This window comes from Aliivibrio fischeri (assembly GCA_038993745.2).
GTDB classification, from domain to species: Bacteria; Pseudomonadota; Gammaproteobacteria; order Enterobacterales; family Vibrionaceae; genus Aliivibrio; species Aliivibrio fischeri_B.
In genome coordinates, this window is the sequence record CP160629.1 from 474,731 (window position 1) to 490,649 (window position 15,919).

The following is a 15,919-nucleotide window of genomic DNA, read 5'->3' on the forward strand; positions in this document are numbered from 1 at the left end:
CAGTAAGTAACAAGCTAAATTAGCCAGAGCTAAATTAGAAGGTGGGCGTCTATATGGACTTACAAATGATGGAAGATAATGCACCACAAGCGGTGACATTATTAAAAGCAATGGCTAACGAACGTAGATTGTTCATTTTGTGCTTACTATTAGATGGTGAATTGTCGGTAGGTCAAATTGCAGAAAAATTAGAATTAAGTCAATCAGCACTGTCACAACACTTAGGCTGGCTACGTCGTGATGAGTTAGTCTCAACAAGAAAAGAATCTCAAACGGTTTTTTACTCATTAAATAGTCAAGAAGTAAGATCCGTTATTCAATTACTCCACGATTTATATTGTCAAAAGTAAGTTATAGAGAAAAGGAGAGGAAGGGGTTGTAAAAGCTTTTTCTTTTTTCTTCAAATTGCAGATATAAAAAAACCGACCTAAGTCGGTTTTTTCTTATTTCTAACTGAGAATCAAATTTCTATTAAAGAGCTTTGATTGCAGCAGTGAAACGCGCTTTATGACGTGCAGCTTTATTCTTATGAATAAGGCCTTTAGTCGCCATGCGGTCTAGAAGTGGAGTTGCAGTTGCTAGTGCAGCAGTTGCAGCTTCTTTATCGCCAGCTTCGATAGCTGCGATAGTTTTTTTCATGTAAGTGCGCATCATTGAACGACGGCTAGCGTTGTGCTGGCGACGTCTTTCAGCTTGAGTTGCGCGCTTCTTAGCAGATTTACTATTTGCCAAGGGTCTAACTCCCAAAAACGTAGTTCGGTGACAATTTAAGGTCGGGAAATATGCACCCTTTGAACCCAAATGTCAAATGATTTGTGTAAAAACCAAGCTGTCTCAAACAAAAGTTTGATGAAACTGGCAAAACACGGTTAAGATGACGTGCATTCTAACAGCATTTTTTCCAGTTAGTAAGCTCTTTATGGTCATCATTACCATCTTTATGAGGTTTTTTTTGTGAGTAAACGACTTTTACGTTCTGGCTTAATAGTCAGCATCATGACTTTAGTGTCTCGAGTTCTCGGTTTAGTCCGTGATGTCGTGGTTGCAAATCTTATGGGCGCAGGAGCATCGGCTGATGTTTTCTTCTTTGCAAATAAGATCCCCAACTTTTTACGTCGTCTATTTGCAGAGGGCGCTTTTTCTCAAGCATTTGTCCCTGTTTTAACTGAATACCATGCCAGTGGGGATGACAACAAAACGCGTGAATTAATTGCAAAAGCCTCGGGAACGCTTGGGGTTCTTGTTACCATCGTCACCTTCTTTGGTATTATTGGCTCAGGTGTCGTCACTGCATTGTTTGGTGCAGGTTGGTTTATGGATTGGCTTAATGATGGTCCAGCAGCACCTAAATTTGAGTTGGCCAGCTTTCTTTTAAAAATTACCTTTCCTTATTTATGGTTTATCACATTTGTAGCCTTGTCGGGCGCCATTTTAAATACCCTTGGGAAGTTTGCTGTTTCTTCTTTTACGCCTGTTTTCCTTAATATAGCCATTATTGCGTGTGCATATTTCGTCTCTCCTAATTTAGAGCAGCCAGAAATCGGCTTAGCAATAGGGGTATTTTTAGGCGGTTTAATCCAATTCTTATTCCAACTTCCATTTCTTTATAAAGCAAAGATGTTAGTTCGCCCACAATGGGGGTGGAATGATCCTGGTGTAGTAAAAATCAGAACGTTAATGATCCCTGCATTATTTGGTGTGTCTGTTAGTCAAATCAACTTATTATTTGATACCTTTATTGCCAGCTTTTTAGCGACGGGCTCGATCAGTTGGCTATATTATTCTGATCGTCTGTTAGAGTTTCCTTTAGGGCTATTTGGTATTGCTATTGCAACCGTAATATTACCAGCATTATCACGTAAACATGTCGATGCAGAAGGCGATGGATTTTCGCAAACTATGGATTGGGGCGTTCGTATGGTGATTTTACTTGGTATTCCAGCCATGCTGGGTTTAATGGTACTAGCCAAGCCGATGTTGATGGTCTTGTTTATGCGTGGTGAGTTTTCTCCAAATGATGTAAACCAAGCTTCTTTGTCTTTATTGGCTTACGCATCTGGTTTGTTGAACTTTATGTTAATTAAAGTATTAGCGCCTGGTTATTACGCTCGTCAAGATACTAAAACACCAGTTCGTTACGGTATCATTGCCATGGTAACCAACATGTTCTTTAATGCTATTTTTGCTTATTTTTATGGCTATGTTGGTCTTGCTATGGCGACAGCATTATCTGCATTAGTTAATATGGTTCTCTTATATAGAGGACTGCATTTAGCAAATGTATATAAATTATCAAAAGAGACGGTATTTTTTGTATTGAAGCTAATTGTGTCAGGCGGTGTTATGGTATCTATTTTACTGTGGCTGATGCCGAGCATGAGCATCTGGTTAGAGTGGGATTTGGCTAAGCGAGTGATGATGCTATTTGCCTTTATTGGTTTAGGTGCCACTTCTTACTTAATGACAGCTATTGTATTTGGATTGCGCCTGCGTCATTTAAGAGCATCAGTCTAAATTAAGAATTGCTTTTGTTCAGTGGTCTGAATGAGTACATTAGTATATAATTCGTCAGTTTTTTTAAGCGAATAAATTGATATTGAGATAATGGAATTAATCCGAGGTATTCACAATATTACGCCAGACCATAAAGGCTGCGTAATGACGATAGGTAATTTTGATGGTGTTCATTTAGGACATCAGCAAGTATTACAACAAGTTAAGTCTAAAGCTAAAGAGCTAGGCTTACCGTCTGTCGTAATGACTTTTGAGCCTCAACCGATGGAGTTTTTTGCAAAAGAAAAGGCTCCGGCACGATTAACGCGTTTACGAGATAAATTTGTTCAGCTTAAAAAACTAGAAATAGAACGTTTATTATGTATTAATTTTAACCAGAAATTTGCAGAACAAAGCGCCGATGAGTTTGTCGAAGACTTGTTGGTGAGATTGTTGGATGTTAAGTTTTTGGTTGTGGGTGATGATTTCTGTTTTGGTAAACATCGCAAAGGAAATTTTGCCATGTTGCAAGAAGCAGGTAAAAAACATGGCTTTGAAGTGGTGAACACACAAAGTTTTTGCCTACAGCAACAACGAGTAAGTAGCACAGCAATACGTTCTGCACTTTTACATAATAAATTAGATGATGTCGCAACCATGCTAGGGCGACATTATAGTATTACAGGTCGTGTATCCCACGGTCGAAAATTAGGACGAACCATAGGTTTTCCTACAGCGAATATCCCATTAAAACGTTGTGTTTCTCCTGTCTCTGGCGTGTATGTTGTGCAAGCTAAAGATAGCGAAGGGAAACAATTAGGTGGTGTTGCCAATATCGGTCATCGCCCAACGGTAAATGGCGCTCGTCAGCAACTTGAAGTTCATTTCTTTGACTATAAAGGAAACCTTTATGGCCAACAGTTGGATGTTGAATTGCTTTATAAATTAAGAGACGAGCATAAATTTGAGTCTTTTGACGCTCTAAAACAACAAATAGAATTAGATTCTCAGGCAGCGCGGGTGTGGCTGTCTGAAAATAGATAACATTTCATTTCGCCCAAGTAACGGAATTAAGAATCAATGAGTGACTATAAAGATACCTTGAACCTGCCAGAAACAGGATTCCCAATGCGTGGTAACTTGGCTAATCGTGAGCCAGAAATGCTTAAGCGTTGGTACGATGAAGACCTTTACGGTGAAATCCGTAAAGCGAAAAAAGGTAAGAAATCGTTCGTATTACACGACGGCCCTCCTTATGCAAATGGTGACATTCATATTGGTCACGCACTAAACAAGATTCTTAAAGACATTATTATTAAGTCGAAAACACTTTCTGGTTTCGATGCGCCGTATGTTCCTGGTTGGGACTGCCACGGCCTACCAATTGAATTAATGGTAGAAAAGAAAAAAGGTAAGCCGGGTCAAAAGATCTCTGCTGCTGAATTCCGTGAAGAATGTCGTAAATATGCGGCAGGCCAAGTTGAAGGTCAAAAAGAGAGCTTCAAGCGTCTAGGCGTTATGGGCGAGTGGGATAAACCTTACCGCACAATGGATTTTGGTACTGAAGCAAACATTATTCGTTCTTTAGGTAAAATTGCTGACCAAGGCCACTTATTGAAAGGTTTCAAACCTGTTCACTGGTGTACGGATTGTGGTTCTGCACTAGCTGAAGCGGAAGTTGAATACCAAGATAAAGTATCTCCATCAATTGATGTACGTTTTGTTGCCGCTGACGAAGCTGCTACATTAGCGAAATTCAGTACGCCTGAAGGTCATCAAGGTGAAGGTGAATTATCAGTTGTTATCTGGACAACAACACCTTGGACTCTTCCTGCAAACCGTGCAGTGGCATTACACGCAGATCTTGAATACGTATTAGTACAAGTAGAAGCACACGGTGAGCAAAAAGCGCAACGTCTGATCCTTGCTTCTGAACTGGCTAAGTCAGTATTAGAACGTGCAAACATCGAACATTACCATAACTTAGGTTTTGCTAAAGGTTCTGACTTAGAGCTTCTTCAATTTAACCACCCATTCTACAACTTTACGGTTCCTGCAATTTTAGGTGAACACGTAACGACTGATTCAGGTACAGGTATTGTTCATACAGCACCAGGCCATGGTCAAGAAGACTTCGTGGTTGGTAAAAAATACGATTTAGAAATCGCAAACCCAGTAGGTTCAAATGGTGTATATCTTCCTGATACTGAACTGTTTGCTGGCCAGCATGTATTCAAAGCAAACGACTCAGTACTTGAAGTATTGAAAGAAAAAGGTGCGCTACTGCATCATCATGCGTATGAGCATAGCTATCCACATTGTTGGAGACACAAAACACCAATCATCTTCCGTGCAACGCCACAATGGTTCATCTCAATGGATCAAGCGGGTCTTCGTGCTAAAGCGCTAGAAGAAGTGAAGAGTGTTGAGTGGATGCCTGAATGGGGTCAAAACCGCATTGAAGGTATGATCGAAGGTCGTCCTGAATGGTGTATCTCTCGTCAACGTACTTGGGGCGTGCCAATTGCTCTGTTTGTACATAAAGAAACGGCTGAATTACACCCTGATTCACTAGAGCTAATTGAGAAAGTAGCGAAACTAGTTGAAGAAAAAGGTATTCAAGCATGGTGGGATGTTGATGCTGCTGAGCTTATGGGCGAAGAAGATGCTGCAAACTACGAAAAAGTTTTAGATACTTTAGACGTATGGTTTGATTCTGGCGTAACTCACTTCTCTGTTGTTGACTCTCGCGAAGAATACAACTTCCCAGAAGAAGAAAGAACGCACAGTGCAGATCTTTACCTAGAAGGCTCAGATCAACACCGTGGTTGGTTCCAATCGTCGCTGATCTCATCAGTAGCAATGAAAGGTAAAGCACCTTACCGTCAAGTACTAACACACGGTTTCGTGGTGGATGGTAACGGTCGTAAGATGTCTAAATCTATCGGTAACGTTGTTGCACCTAAAGATGTAACAAACAAACTAGGTGCAGATATTCTTCGTCTATGGGTAGCATCTACTGATTATACTAACGAAGTTGCAGTTTCGGATGAAATTCTAAAACGTTCAGCTGACGCATACCGTCGTATTCGTAATACAGCTCGTTTCTTCCTAGCTAACTTAAGTGGCTTTAACCCAGCAACAGATATCGTTCCTGCAGAAGAAATGGTAGCGTTAGATCGTTGGGCTGTAGGTCGTGCATTTGCAGCACAGCAAGAGATCATTAAATCTTACGATGAATACAACTTACACGAAGTAACTCAGCGTTTGATGCATTTCTGTTCAATCGAAATGGGTTCTTTCTACTTAGATGTAATTAAAGACCGTCAATACACAGCTAAGAAGGGCGGTCACGCTCAACGCAGTTGTCAAACGGCGCTTTACTACATCGTAGAAGCATTAGTTCGTTGGATGGCTCCTATTATGTCATTCACTGCTGATGAAATCTGGAATGAAATGCCAGGTGAGCGTGAGAAATTTGTATTTACAGGCGAATGGTACCAAGGTCTATTTGATCTTGCTGAAGGTGAAGAGTTCAATAATGAATTCTGGACTGAAATCCAAGCGGTTCGTGCTTCTGTAAATAAATTACTTGAAGCTGCACGTGGTGAGAAAGTGATCGGTGGCGCACTTCAAGCAGAAGTAACGCTGTACGCTGATGACGCATTAATTGCTAAAATCAACAAATTAGAAGATGAACTGCGTTTTGTTCTTCTAACTTCAGCAGCAACTGTTAAACCACTTAGTGAGAAAACAGAATCAGCGAAAGCAACAGAATTAGATGGTCTGTTTGTTGATGTTGCTGCATCTGAAGCGGCGAAGTGTGAGCGTTGTTGGCACCATGTTGCTGATGTAGGTACTATCGAAGGTCACGAAGAAGTATGTGGTCGTTGTGTATCTAACGTTGATGGTGAAGGCGAAGAGCGTAAATTTGCATAATGACTAGCGATAAGAAAACATTACCGCTGCTTAAAGAATCAGGACTCCGCTGGCTATGGCTAGCGGGGATCATCTTTATGGCAGACATCAGCATCAAATTATTTGTGATGAAAGAAATGGGTTATGGTTGGGCAAACCGTATTGAAGTATTGCCTTTCTTTAACTTTCTTTATGTTCATAACTATGGTGCAGCATTTAGCTTTTTAAGTGATCAAGCTGGTTGGCAACGTTGGTTTTTTACTGGCATTGCTATTAGCGTATGTGGTTTGTTAGTTTATTGGATGCGTAAAGCTCCGCAGAAAGATAAATTGAATAATATTGCTTATGCACTGATCATTGGTGGTGCTATTGGTAATGTTTTTGATCGCTTAGTTCATGGTTTCGTTGTCGATTATCTCGATTTTTATTGGGGTAATTATCATTGGCCTGCATTCAATTTAGCGGATGCTGCCATATGTATCGGTGCGGGCTTGATCATTTTGGATGGTCTCCGCTCTGGTAAAAAAGAGCAATAAAACGCATAGAGCATAATCAATGAACGCTACCCGAGCAGTCGAGTGGCGTTTTTTTTCAAGGAAAGATTGAAATGAAAATAGAAAATAACAGTGAAGTTACCCTACATTTCACCATAAAATTAAAAGATGGATCTGTTGCGGATAGTACACATAGTTCAGGTAAGCCAGCAAAATTTACTATGGGTGATGGCAGCTTAAGTGAAAATTTTGAGAAATGTTTACTTGGTTTAGAAGCCGAGCAAGCTAAGAGTATTGAATTATGTGCTGAAGATGCATTTGGCCTTCCAAACCCTGATAATATTCATCATATGGATAGAAATCGCTTTGTAGGTGATGCCGCAGCTGAAGTCGGAACTATTATGGCCTTTAGTGGCCCTGATGGAATGGATATTCCAGGCATCATAACAGAAATTGCTGGTGACTCAGTGACAGTTGATTTTAATCACCCATTAGCGGGTCAAGATGTTATCTTTGATGTAGAGATTGTAGCGGTTGGTTAATCCAACACAATAAAGAGAAAGAAAATGAAAATAGTATTAGCTAATCCTCGTGGTTTTTGTGCCGGTGTTGATCGTGCCATTAGCATTGTTGAGCGTGCTTTAGAGTTATATGAAGCACCTATTTATGTTCGTCATGAGGTAGTACATAATCGATTTGTTGTTGAAGGATTAAAGCAACGTGGTGCTATTTTTGTTGAAGAATTGCACGAAGTGCCTGACGATAATATTGTTATTTTCTCTGCTCATGGTGTTTCACAGGCAGTACGTAAAGAAGCGAAAGAACGAGCATTAACTGTGTTTGATGCAACTTGCCCACTAGTGACAAAAGTTCATATGGAAGTGGCTCGTGCAAGTAAGAAGAATATTGAAGTTGTATTAATTGGCCATGCCGGACACCCAGAAGTTGAAGGTACAATGGGGCAGTATGCGAGTGATTCAGCTGGTATGTATTTAGTTGAAACTCCTAATGACGTCATTAAATTAAATGTAAAAGATCCATCGAATCTTCATTATGTAAGTCAAACAACATTATCTGTTGATGAAACCGCTGATGTGATTGATGAATTACGTCGAGTATTTCCTGAAATTCAAGGACCACGTAAAGATGATATTTGTTATGCAACACAAAATCGTCAAGATGCAGTGCGTGATATGGCAAGCCAAGTGGATGTGATGATCGTTGTTGGTTCTAAAAACTCTTCAAATTCAAATCGTTTACGCGAATTATCTGAAAAACTAGGGACAACGAGTTATTTAATTGATTGTCCTGAAGATCTTAAAGAAGAATGGTTAACAGAACAGACTAAAGTTGGTGTAACTGCTGGAGCTTCAGCCCCTGAAGAATTGGTTAACCAAATTATTGAACAAGTAAAAGCATTTGGCGGAACGACTGTTGAAGAATTAACTGGTCGTGAAGAAAATATGTTTTTTGAAGTGCCAAAAGAATTGCAAATCAAAACGGTATCTTAATACTTCACATAGTAGTGAATAAAAATTTAAGATAGAGTGCAAGGATGCGTATTTAAAGAAGCGGAGATCAAAATGGTAAGAGTAGCAATTGCTGGCGCAGCAGGAAGAATGGGTCGCAACTTAATAAAAGCAGTTAATGGTTCTCAGTTTGCTGTACTTGCAGCAGCGAGTGAACGCCCAGAGTCGAGTCTTATTGGCGTTGATGTTGGTGAAATGGCTGGGTTAGGTAAATCAGGCATTCTTATTGTTGATGATTTAGCTAAAGTGACAGATGACTTTGATGTCATTATTGATTTTACCCTTCCTATTTCAACATTAAAAAATATAGAACTTTGCCAAGAACATAATAAAGCGATTGTTATTGGTACAACAGGTTTTAGCGAGCCTGGAAAAGAAATTATTGATCAAGCATCGAAAGAAATTCCAGTAGTTATGGCTCCAAATTACAGTGTTGGCGTAAACCTTGTATTTAAACTGCTAGAAAAAGCAGCAAAGGTCATGGGGGATTATTGCGATATTGAAATCGTTGAAGCTCATCACCGCTATAAAGTCGATGCACCTTCAGGTACAGCGATTGGAATGGGAGAGGCGATTGCTGGTGCCATGGGTAACAAATTAGAAGATGTGGCTGTATATGCTAGAGAAGGCATTACAGGTGAAAGAAGCAAAGATGAAATTGGTTTTGCTACCATTCGAGCTGGTGATATTGTCGGTGAGCATACTGCTATGTTTGCAGATATTGGCGAGAGAGTTGAGATAACGCATAAAGCGACAGATCGTATGACTTTTGCTAATGGTGCCGTGAGAGCTTCTCATTGGCTTCATAAGAAAGAACCCGGTTTTTATACCATGCACGATGTATTAAATTTAGATCAGATTTAATTATTACTAAGCCCGAATCAATGTGACTCGGGCTTTTTTTAACTAAAACCCTGTAATGGTAATGACTTGAAGGGGAGATACTAACTATTTATCTTTAATTTATTATAATCACTTATTATTCACGAATAATGCACGGTATATCTTAGTTTTCTCTATTCTTATAAATCTAACTTCTTCTTGTTTTAAATTAAATTACATAGGTAGTGCTTGTGTTTTTTTGTGGTTTTGTTTGTGTTTTTAATTGAGATGGTTGTTTTTGTAACTTTTCTTTGTTGTTTATCGTTTGCTTTGATCTGATGCTTAAATTAATCATTCTAAAAAGTGATTTTTTGATGAAAAAAATCATTAAGAGCAAAAAAACATCAATTTTAGCTTTAAAAGTTCCATTTTTGACCTTATATATTGATTTTTAGTTTGAGTTGGCTGAAAAAGTTATTTAATAATGTGTTTTTGGTTGACAGTTAATCTATACATCTCTAAAATTTCGCCAATTTGTCAAAAATCGAGCTTGTAGTTTGTTTTTTGGGTTTTAAAAAAATAGTTTTGCATATATATTGATGTGAAATGAATGATTATTATGTTTGGAGGTTGTCTTGAGTAAATCAGCGCTGTTAGTCCTAGAAGATGGGACAGTGTTCCACGGTCAATCGATTGGAGCAGATGGCTCGGCCGTTGGTGAAGTCGTTTTTAATACCTCGATGACGGGGTATCAAGAAATTCTCACTGATCCTTCCTATTCTCAACAAATCGTTACTCTCACTTATCCCCACATTGGCAATACCGGAATCAATTCCGAAGACGAAGAATCTTCTTCAATCCACGCTCAAGGCCTTGTAATTCGCGATCTCCCTCTCTTAGCTTCAAACTTCCGCAGTGAACAAACTCTTTCTGAATATCTTAAATCTCAAAATATTGTCGGCATCGCTGATATCGATACGCGTAAGCTGACTCGAATTTTGCGTGAAAAAGGTGCTCAAAACGGTTGTATCGTAGCGGGCACTAATTTAGATGAAGCATTTGCGCTTGCTCAAGCAAAAGAGTTCCCAGGTCTTAAAGGCATGGATTTAGCAAAAGAAGTAACGACTTCTGAAGCTTATCAATGGAAGCAAGGTTCTTGGACTTTGACTGGCGGTTTGCCAGAAGAAAAAGCAGACAGTGAATTACCATTCCACGTAGTGGCTTATGACTTTGGTGCTAAACGTAACATCTTACGTATGTTAGTTGACCGTGGTTGTCGTTTAACGGTTGTTCCTGCCCAAACTTCTGCAGAAGAAGTATTAGCAATGAATCCTGATGGCGTATTCCTATCAAATGGCCCTGGTGACCCAGCACCATGTACTTACGCTATTGAAGCAACAAAAGTGTTCCTAGAAAAAGGTTTACCAATCTTTGGTATCTGTCTTGGCCATCAAATTCTTGCTTTAGCATCTGGCGCTCAAACAGTAAAAATGAAGTTTGGTCATCATGGTGCAAACCACCCAGTTAAAGACTTGGATCGTGATGTAGTAATGATCACTGCACAGAACCACGGTTTTGCAGCAGATGAAGAAACATTACCTGAGAATCTACGTGCGACGCACAAATCACTATTTGATGGCACTCTGCAAGGTATCCACCGTACAGATAAACCAGCATTCAGCTTCCAAGGTCACCCTGAAGCAAGCCCAGGTCCACACGATGCAGCGCCATTGTTTGACCATTTCATTGAATTAATTCAGCAGTCTATTGCTGACAAGACAAACAAAGCTTAATTCGGAGTAGTAATAAGATGCCAAAACGTACTGATATTAAAAGCGTTCTAATTCTAGGTGCCGGTCCAATTGTAATCGGCCAAGCATGTGAATTTGACTACTCTGGTGCACAAGCGTGTAAAGCACTTCGTGAAGAAGGCTACCGTGTTATTCTTGTGAACTCTAACCCAGCAACAATCATGACTGACCCAGACATGGCTGATGCAACGTACATTGAACCAATTCATTGGGAAGTGGTTCGTAACATCATCGAAAAAGAGCGTCCAGATGCGGTATTACCAACAATGGGTGGTCAAACAGCATTAAACTGTGCGCTTGATTTAGAAAAGCACGGTGTTCTTGCTGAATTCGGTGTTGAGATGATTGGTGCAACAGCTGATGCAATTGATAAGGCGGAAGACCGTTCTCGCTTCGATAAAGCAATGAAATCAATTGGTCTTGAATGTCCTCGCGCTGATACTGCAAAAACAATGGATGAAGCATATCAAGTTTTAGATATGGTTGGCTTCCCATGTATCATTCGTCCATCATTTACGATGGGTGGTACGGGCGGTGGTATCGCATACAACAAAGAAGAGTTCGAAGAGATTTGTCGTCGCGGTTTAGACCTTTCGCCAACTAACGAGCTTCTAATCGATGAATCATTAATCGGTTGGAAAGAGTACGAGATGGAAGTGGTTCGTGATAAGAACGACAACTGTATCATCGTATGTGCGATTGAAAACTTTGATGCGATGGGTATTCACACTGGTGACTCAATCACGGTTGCGCCAGCACAAACGCTAACGGATAAAGAATACCAATTAATGCGTAATGCATCTCTAGCTGTACTGCGTGAGATTGGTGTTGAAACGGGTGGCTCAAACGTACAGTTTGGTATTAACCCGAAAGATGGTCGTATGGTTATCATCGAAATGAACCCACGAGTATCTCGTTCATCTGCACTTGCTTCTAAAGCAACAGGTTTCCCTATTGCAAAAATTGCAGCGAAATTGGCTATTGGCTTTACGCTTGACGAGCTAATGAATGACATTACAGGTGGGGCAACGCCTGCGTCATTTGAACCAACAATCGATTACGTTGTTACTAAGATCCCTCGTTTTAACTTTGAAAAATTCGCAGGGGCTAACGATCGCCTAACAACACAGATGAAATCAGTTGGTGAAGTGATGGCTATTGGCCGTAACCAACAAGAATCTCTACAAAAAGCACTTCGTGGCCTAGAGGTAGGTGCGACTGGTTTTGATGAGATGGTTGATTTAGATGCTCCTGATGCATTAACAAAAATTCGTCATGAACTGAAAGATGCTGGTGCTGAGCGTATTTGGTACATCGCTGATGCGTTCCGTGCGGGTATGTCTGTTGATGGTGTGTTTAATCTAACGAATGTTGATCGTTGGTTCCTAGTTCAAATTGAAGATTTAGTAAAAGAAGAAGAAGCGGTTAAAGCGGGTGGTTTTGCTAACTTAACCGCAGATGCACTTCGTAAACTTAAGCGTAAAGGTTTTGCTGATGCGCGTCTTTCTAAACTATTGGGCGTTGGTGAGAGTGAAATTCGTCGCCTGCGTGACCAGCATGATATCCACCCAGTATACAAGCGTGTAGATACGTGTGCTGCTGAGTTCTCATCAGATACGGCTTACATGTACTCATCTTATGATGAAGAGTGTGAAGCAAATCCAACAGACAAAGATAAGATCATGATCTTAGGTGGCGGTCCAAACCGTATCGGTCAAGGTATTGAGTTTGATTACTGTTGTGTACACGCATCATTAGCACTACGAGAAGATGGCTACGAAACTATCATGGTTAACTGTAATCCTGAGACGGTTTCTACGGATTACGATACGTCTGACCGTCTATACTTCGAACCAGTTACGTTGGAAGATGTATTAGCTATCGCTCGTGTTGAGAAACCAAAAGGCGTTATCGTTCAGTACGGTGGTCAAACGCCACTTAAACTGGCTCGTGCTCTTGAAGCGGCGGGTGTTCCAATCATAGGTACAAGCCCTGATGCTATCGACCGTGCAGAAGACCGTGAGCGTTTCCAAGTTGCAGTAGACCGTTTGGAGCTTCTTCAACCAGAAAATGCAACGGTTACTACAATGGAGCAGGCGATTGATAAATCAAAAGAAATCGGCTTCCCACTCGTAGTACGTCCTTCATATGTTCTTGGTGGTCGTGCGATGGAAATCGTATATGACGAGCAAGACTTACGTCGTTACTTCAATGAAGCAGTAAGCGTATCAAATGAATCTCCAGTTCTTCTTGATAGCTTCCTTGATGATGCTGTAGAAGTGGATGTTGATGCGATTTGTGACGGTGAGCAAGTGGTTATCGGCGGTATCATGGAGCACATTGAGCAAGCGGGTGTTCACTCTGGTGACTCAGCATGTTCTCTTCCTGCTTATACATTAAGCGAAGAAATCCAAGATGTAATGCGTGATCAAGTACGTAAGCTGGCATTCGAGCTAGGTGTTCGTGGTTTAATGAATACACAGTTTGCTGTTAAAGATAACAAAGTATATCTAATCGAAGTTAACCCACGTGCTGCTCGTACGGTTCCATTCGTATCGAAAGCAACAGGTGCACCATTAGCTAAGATTGCAGCGCGTGTAATGGCGGGTCAATCTCTAGAGTCTCAAGGCTTTACTAAAGAGATCATCCCACCATACTACTCAGTTAAAGAAGTGGTATTACCGTTCAACAAATTCCCTGGTGTTGACCCACTGTTAGGCCCAGAAATGCGCTCAACGGGTGAAGTTATGGGTGTTGGTGCAACGTTTGCTGAAGCATTTGCTAAAGCTGAACTTGGCTGTAGCAAAGAATACCCAGAAGGTGGTCGTGCATTACTTTCTGTTCGTGAAGGTGATAAGAAACGTGTTGTAGATTTAGCAAAACATCTTGTTAAATTGGGTTACCAACTGGATGCAACTCACGGTACAGCAGTTATTCTTGGCGAAGCGGGTATTAACCCACGTCTAGTAAACAAGGTACATGAAGGCCGTCCTCATATTCTTGACCGTATCAAGAATGGTGAGTACACCTACATCGTTAATACTGCAGCAGGTCGTCAAGCGATTGAAGATTCAAAAGTATTACGTCGCGGTGCACTAGCTGAGAAAGTAAACTACACAACAACGCTAAATGCAGCATTTGCTAGTTGTTTAGCTCATGAAGCGGATGACCGTAAAACGGTTAACTCTGTTCAAGAGCTACACGCTAAAGTGGCAGCTAAATACGCTTAATCGCGAAACAGACTAAGTAACAATATTAGTTAAGTAATAATAAAAATCCCGAAGAATAAGAGTTCTTCGGGATTTTTTTGGTTTATACCAAGATAACTAAACAGATTAGATTATTAATGGAATTGGTATTACTAATTGCTAGAAAACGTTACTCTTGTGATAATTTAATTAATTCTTGATAAAAGCTTTTCTCAAAGGAATCTATTGGTCGTTCAACCGGAGTGGCTCCTTCTTTTGCTACAACAGGGTGATAATCTGCAACAAATTGAACGAACAGCTGAGGCTCTTTATTTTCTAAACCAACAAATCCTGCCATATTATAGCTACCAAATAGTGAACCACTCTTGGATTTCATGCTGCCTTTAATTGGCTCTTTACGCATGCTATTACGATACTTTAGGGTGCCATCAATACCAGAGGTTGGTAATAGTTCAATTAAACCTAGCTCTTTATCGTATTTATGAATGAATTGAAGAATGCTTTTCATTTGATTAGCTGTCATGCGGTTATTACGTGATAAACCAGAACCATCAACTAATACGGCATTACTTAAATCAATATCCGCTTGCTTTAATAAGATGTCTTTAATTGCAGCTGTGCCATTGGTGAAGCTACCTGGCTGCTGGTAATTTAAATGGCCTAACATCTTAGTTAAGTTATCAGCATAATGGTTATCAGACTTTTTGAGCATGTGGTCCAATAATTCCATTAATGGTTTAGAGTTATGTTTAGCCAATACGTTTAAGTTGGTTAATTCAGACTTTGGTGCACCAAAATGAATTTCACCATTAAGTTTAATATTATGCTCAGATAGGATTTTAGATACGGTTCTTTTTGTGAAATCTCTTGTATCTTGCACAGCAAATTTTAATGGCAGAGGTTTATTACGCCTAACTAAACAACCGTTTAGCTCATAATGGTTACCTTGAGTGGTTAACTCTAGGTCGCAGAACGTCGATTTTTGTTCTTCTCTGCTCACACTTTTAGCATAGCTAGAAAAAGAAATAGGTTGATGAATAGGCACAAAGACCTTGGTACTTCCATCCTCATGAGTGGTGATTGAAGCTTGAACGCAGTTTTCATCAATACTTAATGCACTTGATGGTGCGCTATAACAGACGCCTAAAATATCCCAAGGCCAACCCACTGCTCGCTCATATCCAGTAAAGATACTTCCATCGATCCATAAATCACCTTGGATGGTTTTTAGTTCACTATCATTAAATAATTCAGAAAGTTGTTTTCGTGATAGAGAAGGATCGCCAGAGAAAGTCAAAACAACATCTTTATCCGCTTTATATAGTGTTGTTGTAAACGTGAATTCGGTCCCTAAAGCTAAACGAGCCGCTAATGCAGTGGAAATTTTTAAGGTACTTGCTGGTGGCAATAGTTCATCTTGTTTTTGTTGAAATTCTATCTTATTTGATTGTAGATTTTCGACAGTAATAGCGGCTCTGCTACCAGATGGGAGAGAAGAAAGTGTCTCTTTAATATCAGCAATACTTGAAAAAGAAATAAGACTGAGTGCGATAAGGGAGTAACGAGAAAAAAACATGATGAGCTCAATTTGAAAATAATGAGATATCTTAACGTCTGTTGATAATGATGTGTAATGAATTAGA

Annotated in this window: 12 protein-coding genes; 10 read left to right on the forward strand and 2 right to left on the reverse strand. The window is 40.0% G+C overall.

All coding sequences use genetic code 11. The annotated features are described in order from the left end of the window. Window positions 1–53 precede the first annotated feature (53 nt). Window positions 54–350, forward strand: coding sequence for a metalloregulator ArsR/SmtB family transcription factor (locus AAFX60_002365; GenBank protein XDF78063.1), 297 nt, complete (start codon window positions 54–56; stop codon window positions 348–350). A gap of 121 nt (window positions 351–471) precedes the next feature. On the opposite strand, the gene rpsT is transcribed toward AAFX60_002365, so the two are convergent. Then, on the reverse strand, window positions 472–732 hold the full coding sequence (gene rpsT, locus AAFX60_002370) for a 30S ribosomal protein S20 (GenBank protein XDF78064.1): 261 nt from the start codon (window positions 730–732) through the stop codon (window positions 472–474). Window positions 733–954: 222 nt separating this feature from the next. On the opposite strand from rpsT, the gene murJ reads away from it, so the two are divergent. The 9 genes from murJ to carB all read left to right on the forward strand — a co-directional run bounded on the left by murJ (window position 955) and on the right by carB (window position 14,297). After that, window positions 955–2,514, forward strand: coding sequence for a murein biosynthesis integral membrane protein MurJ (gene murJ, locus AAFX60_002375; protein ID XDF78065.1), 1,560 nt, complete (start codon window positions 955–957; stop codon window positions 2,512–2,514). Window positions 2,515–2,604: 90 nt separating this feature from the next. Beyond that, window positions 2,605–3,537, forward strand: coding sequence for a bifunctional riboflavin kinase/FAD synthetase (ribF, locus tag AAFX60_002380; GenBank protein ID XDF78066.1), 933 nt, complete (start codon window positions 2,605–2,607; stop codon window positions 3,535–3,537). Window positions 3,538–3,573: 36 nt separating this feature from the next. Continuing rightward, entirely contained in the window at window positions 3,574–6,432 is a 2,859-nt protein-coding gene (gene ileS, locus AAFX60_002385; protein XDF78067.1) for an isoleucine--tRNA ligase, read from the forward strand. Then, complete coding sequence (gene lspA, locus AAFX60_002390) at window positions 6,432–6,947, forward strand: signal peptidase II (GenBank protein XDF78068.1); 516 nt, start codon at window positions 6,432–6,434, stop codon at window positions 6,945–6,947. The genes ileS and lspA overlap by 1 nt, the downstream gene beginning before the upstream one ends. Window positions 6,948–7,018: 71 nt before the next feature. Beyond that, window positions 7,019–7,447, forward strand: coding sequence for an FKBP-type peptidyl-prolyl cis-trans isomerase (gene fkpB / locus AAFX60_002395; protein ID XDF78069.1), 429 nt, complete (start codon window positions 7,019–7,021; stop codon window positions 7,445–7,447). Window positions 7,448–7,471: 24 nt separating this feature from the next. Then, window positions 7,472–8,416: a 4-hydroxy-3-methylbut-2-enyl diphosphate reductase gene (ispH, locus tag AAFX60_002400; protein XDF78070.1), complete on the forward strand. Its 945-nt coding sequence runs from the start codon at window positions 7,472–7,474 to the stop codon at window positions 8,414–8,416. A gap of 72 nt (window positions 8,417–8,488) precedes the next feature. Next, complete coding sequence (gene dapB / locus AAFX60_002405) at window positions 8,489–9,298, forward strand: 4-hydroxy-tetrahydrodipicolinate reductase (protein XDF78071.1); 810 nt, start codon at window positions 8,489–8,491, stop codon at window positions 9,296–9,298. A gap of 593 nt (window positions 9,299–9,891) precedes the next feature. After that, window positions 9,892–11,049 (forward strand): glutamine-hydrolyzing carbamoyl-phosphate synthase small subunit, encoded by a 1,158-nt coding sequence (gene carA, locus AAFX60_002410; GenBank protein XDF78072.1) that lies wholly within the window; start codon window positions 9,892–9,894, stop codon window positions 11,047–11,049. Window positions 11,050–11,066: 17 nt separating this feature from the next. Then, entirely contained in the window at window positions 11,067–14,297 is a 3,231-nt protein-coding gene (carB, locus tag AAFX60_002415) for a carbamoyl-phosphate synthase large subunit (protein XDF78073.1), read from the forward strand. A 148-nt stretch (window positions 14,298–14,445) separates the two neighbouring features. Here the strand turns inward: carB and dacB are convergent, their stop codons facing one another. Then, window positions 14,446–15,852: a serine-type D-Ala-D-Ala carboxypeptidase gene (dacB, locus tag AAFX60_002420; GenBank protein XDF78074.1), complete on the reverse strand. Its 1,407-nt coding sequence runs from the start codon at window positions 15,850–15,852 to the stop codon at window positions 14,446–14,448. Window positions 15,853–15,919: the final 67 nt, after the last annotated feature.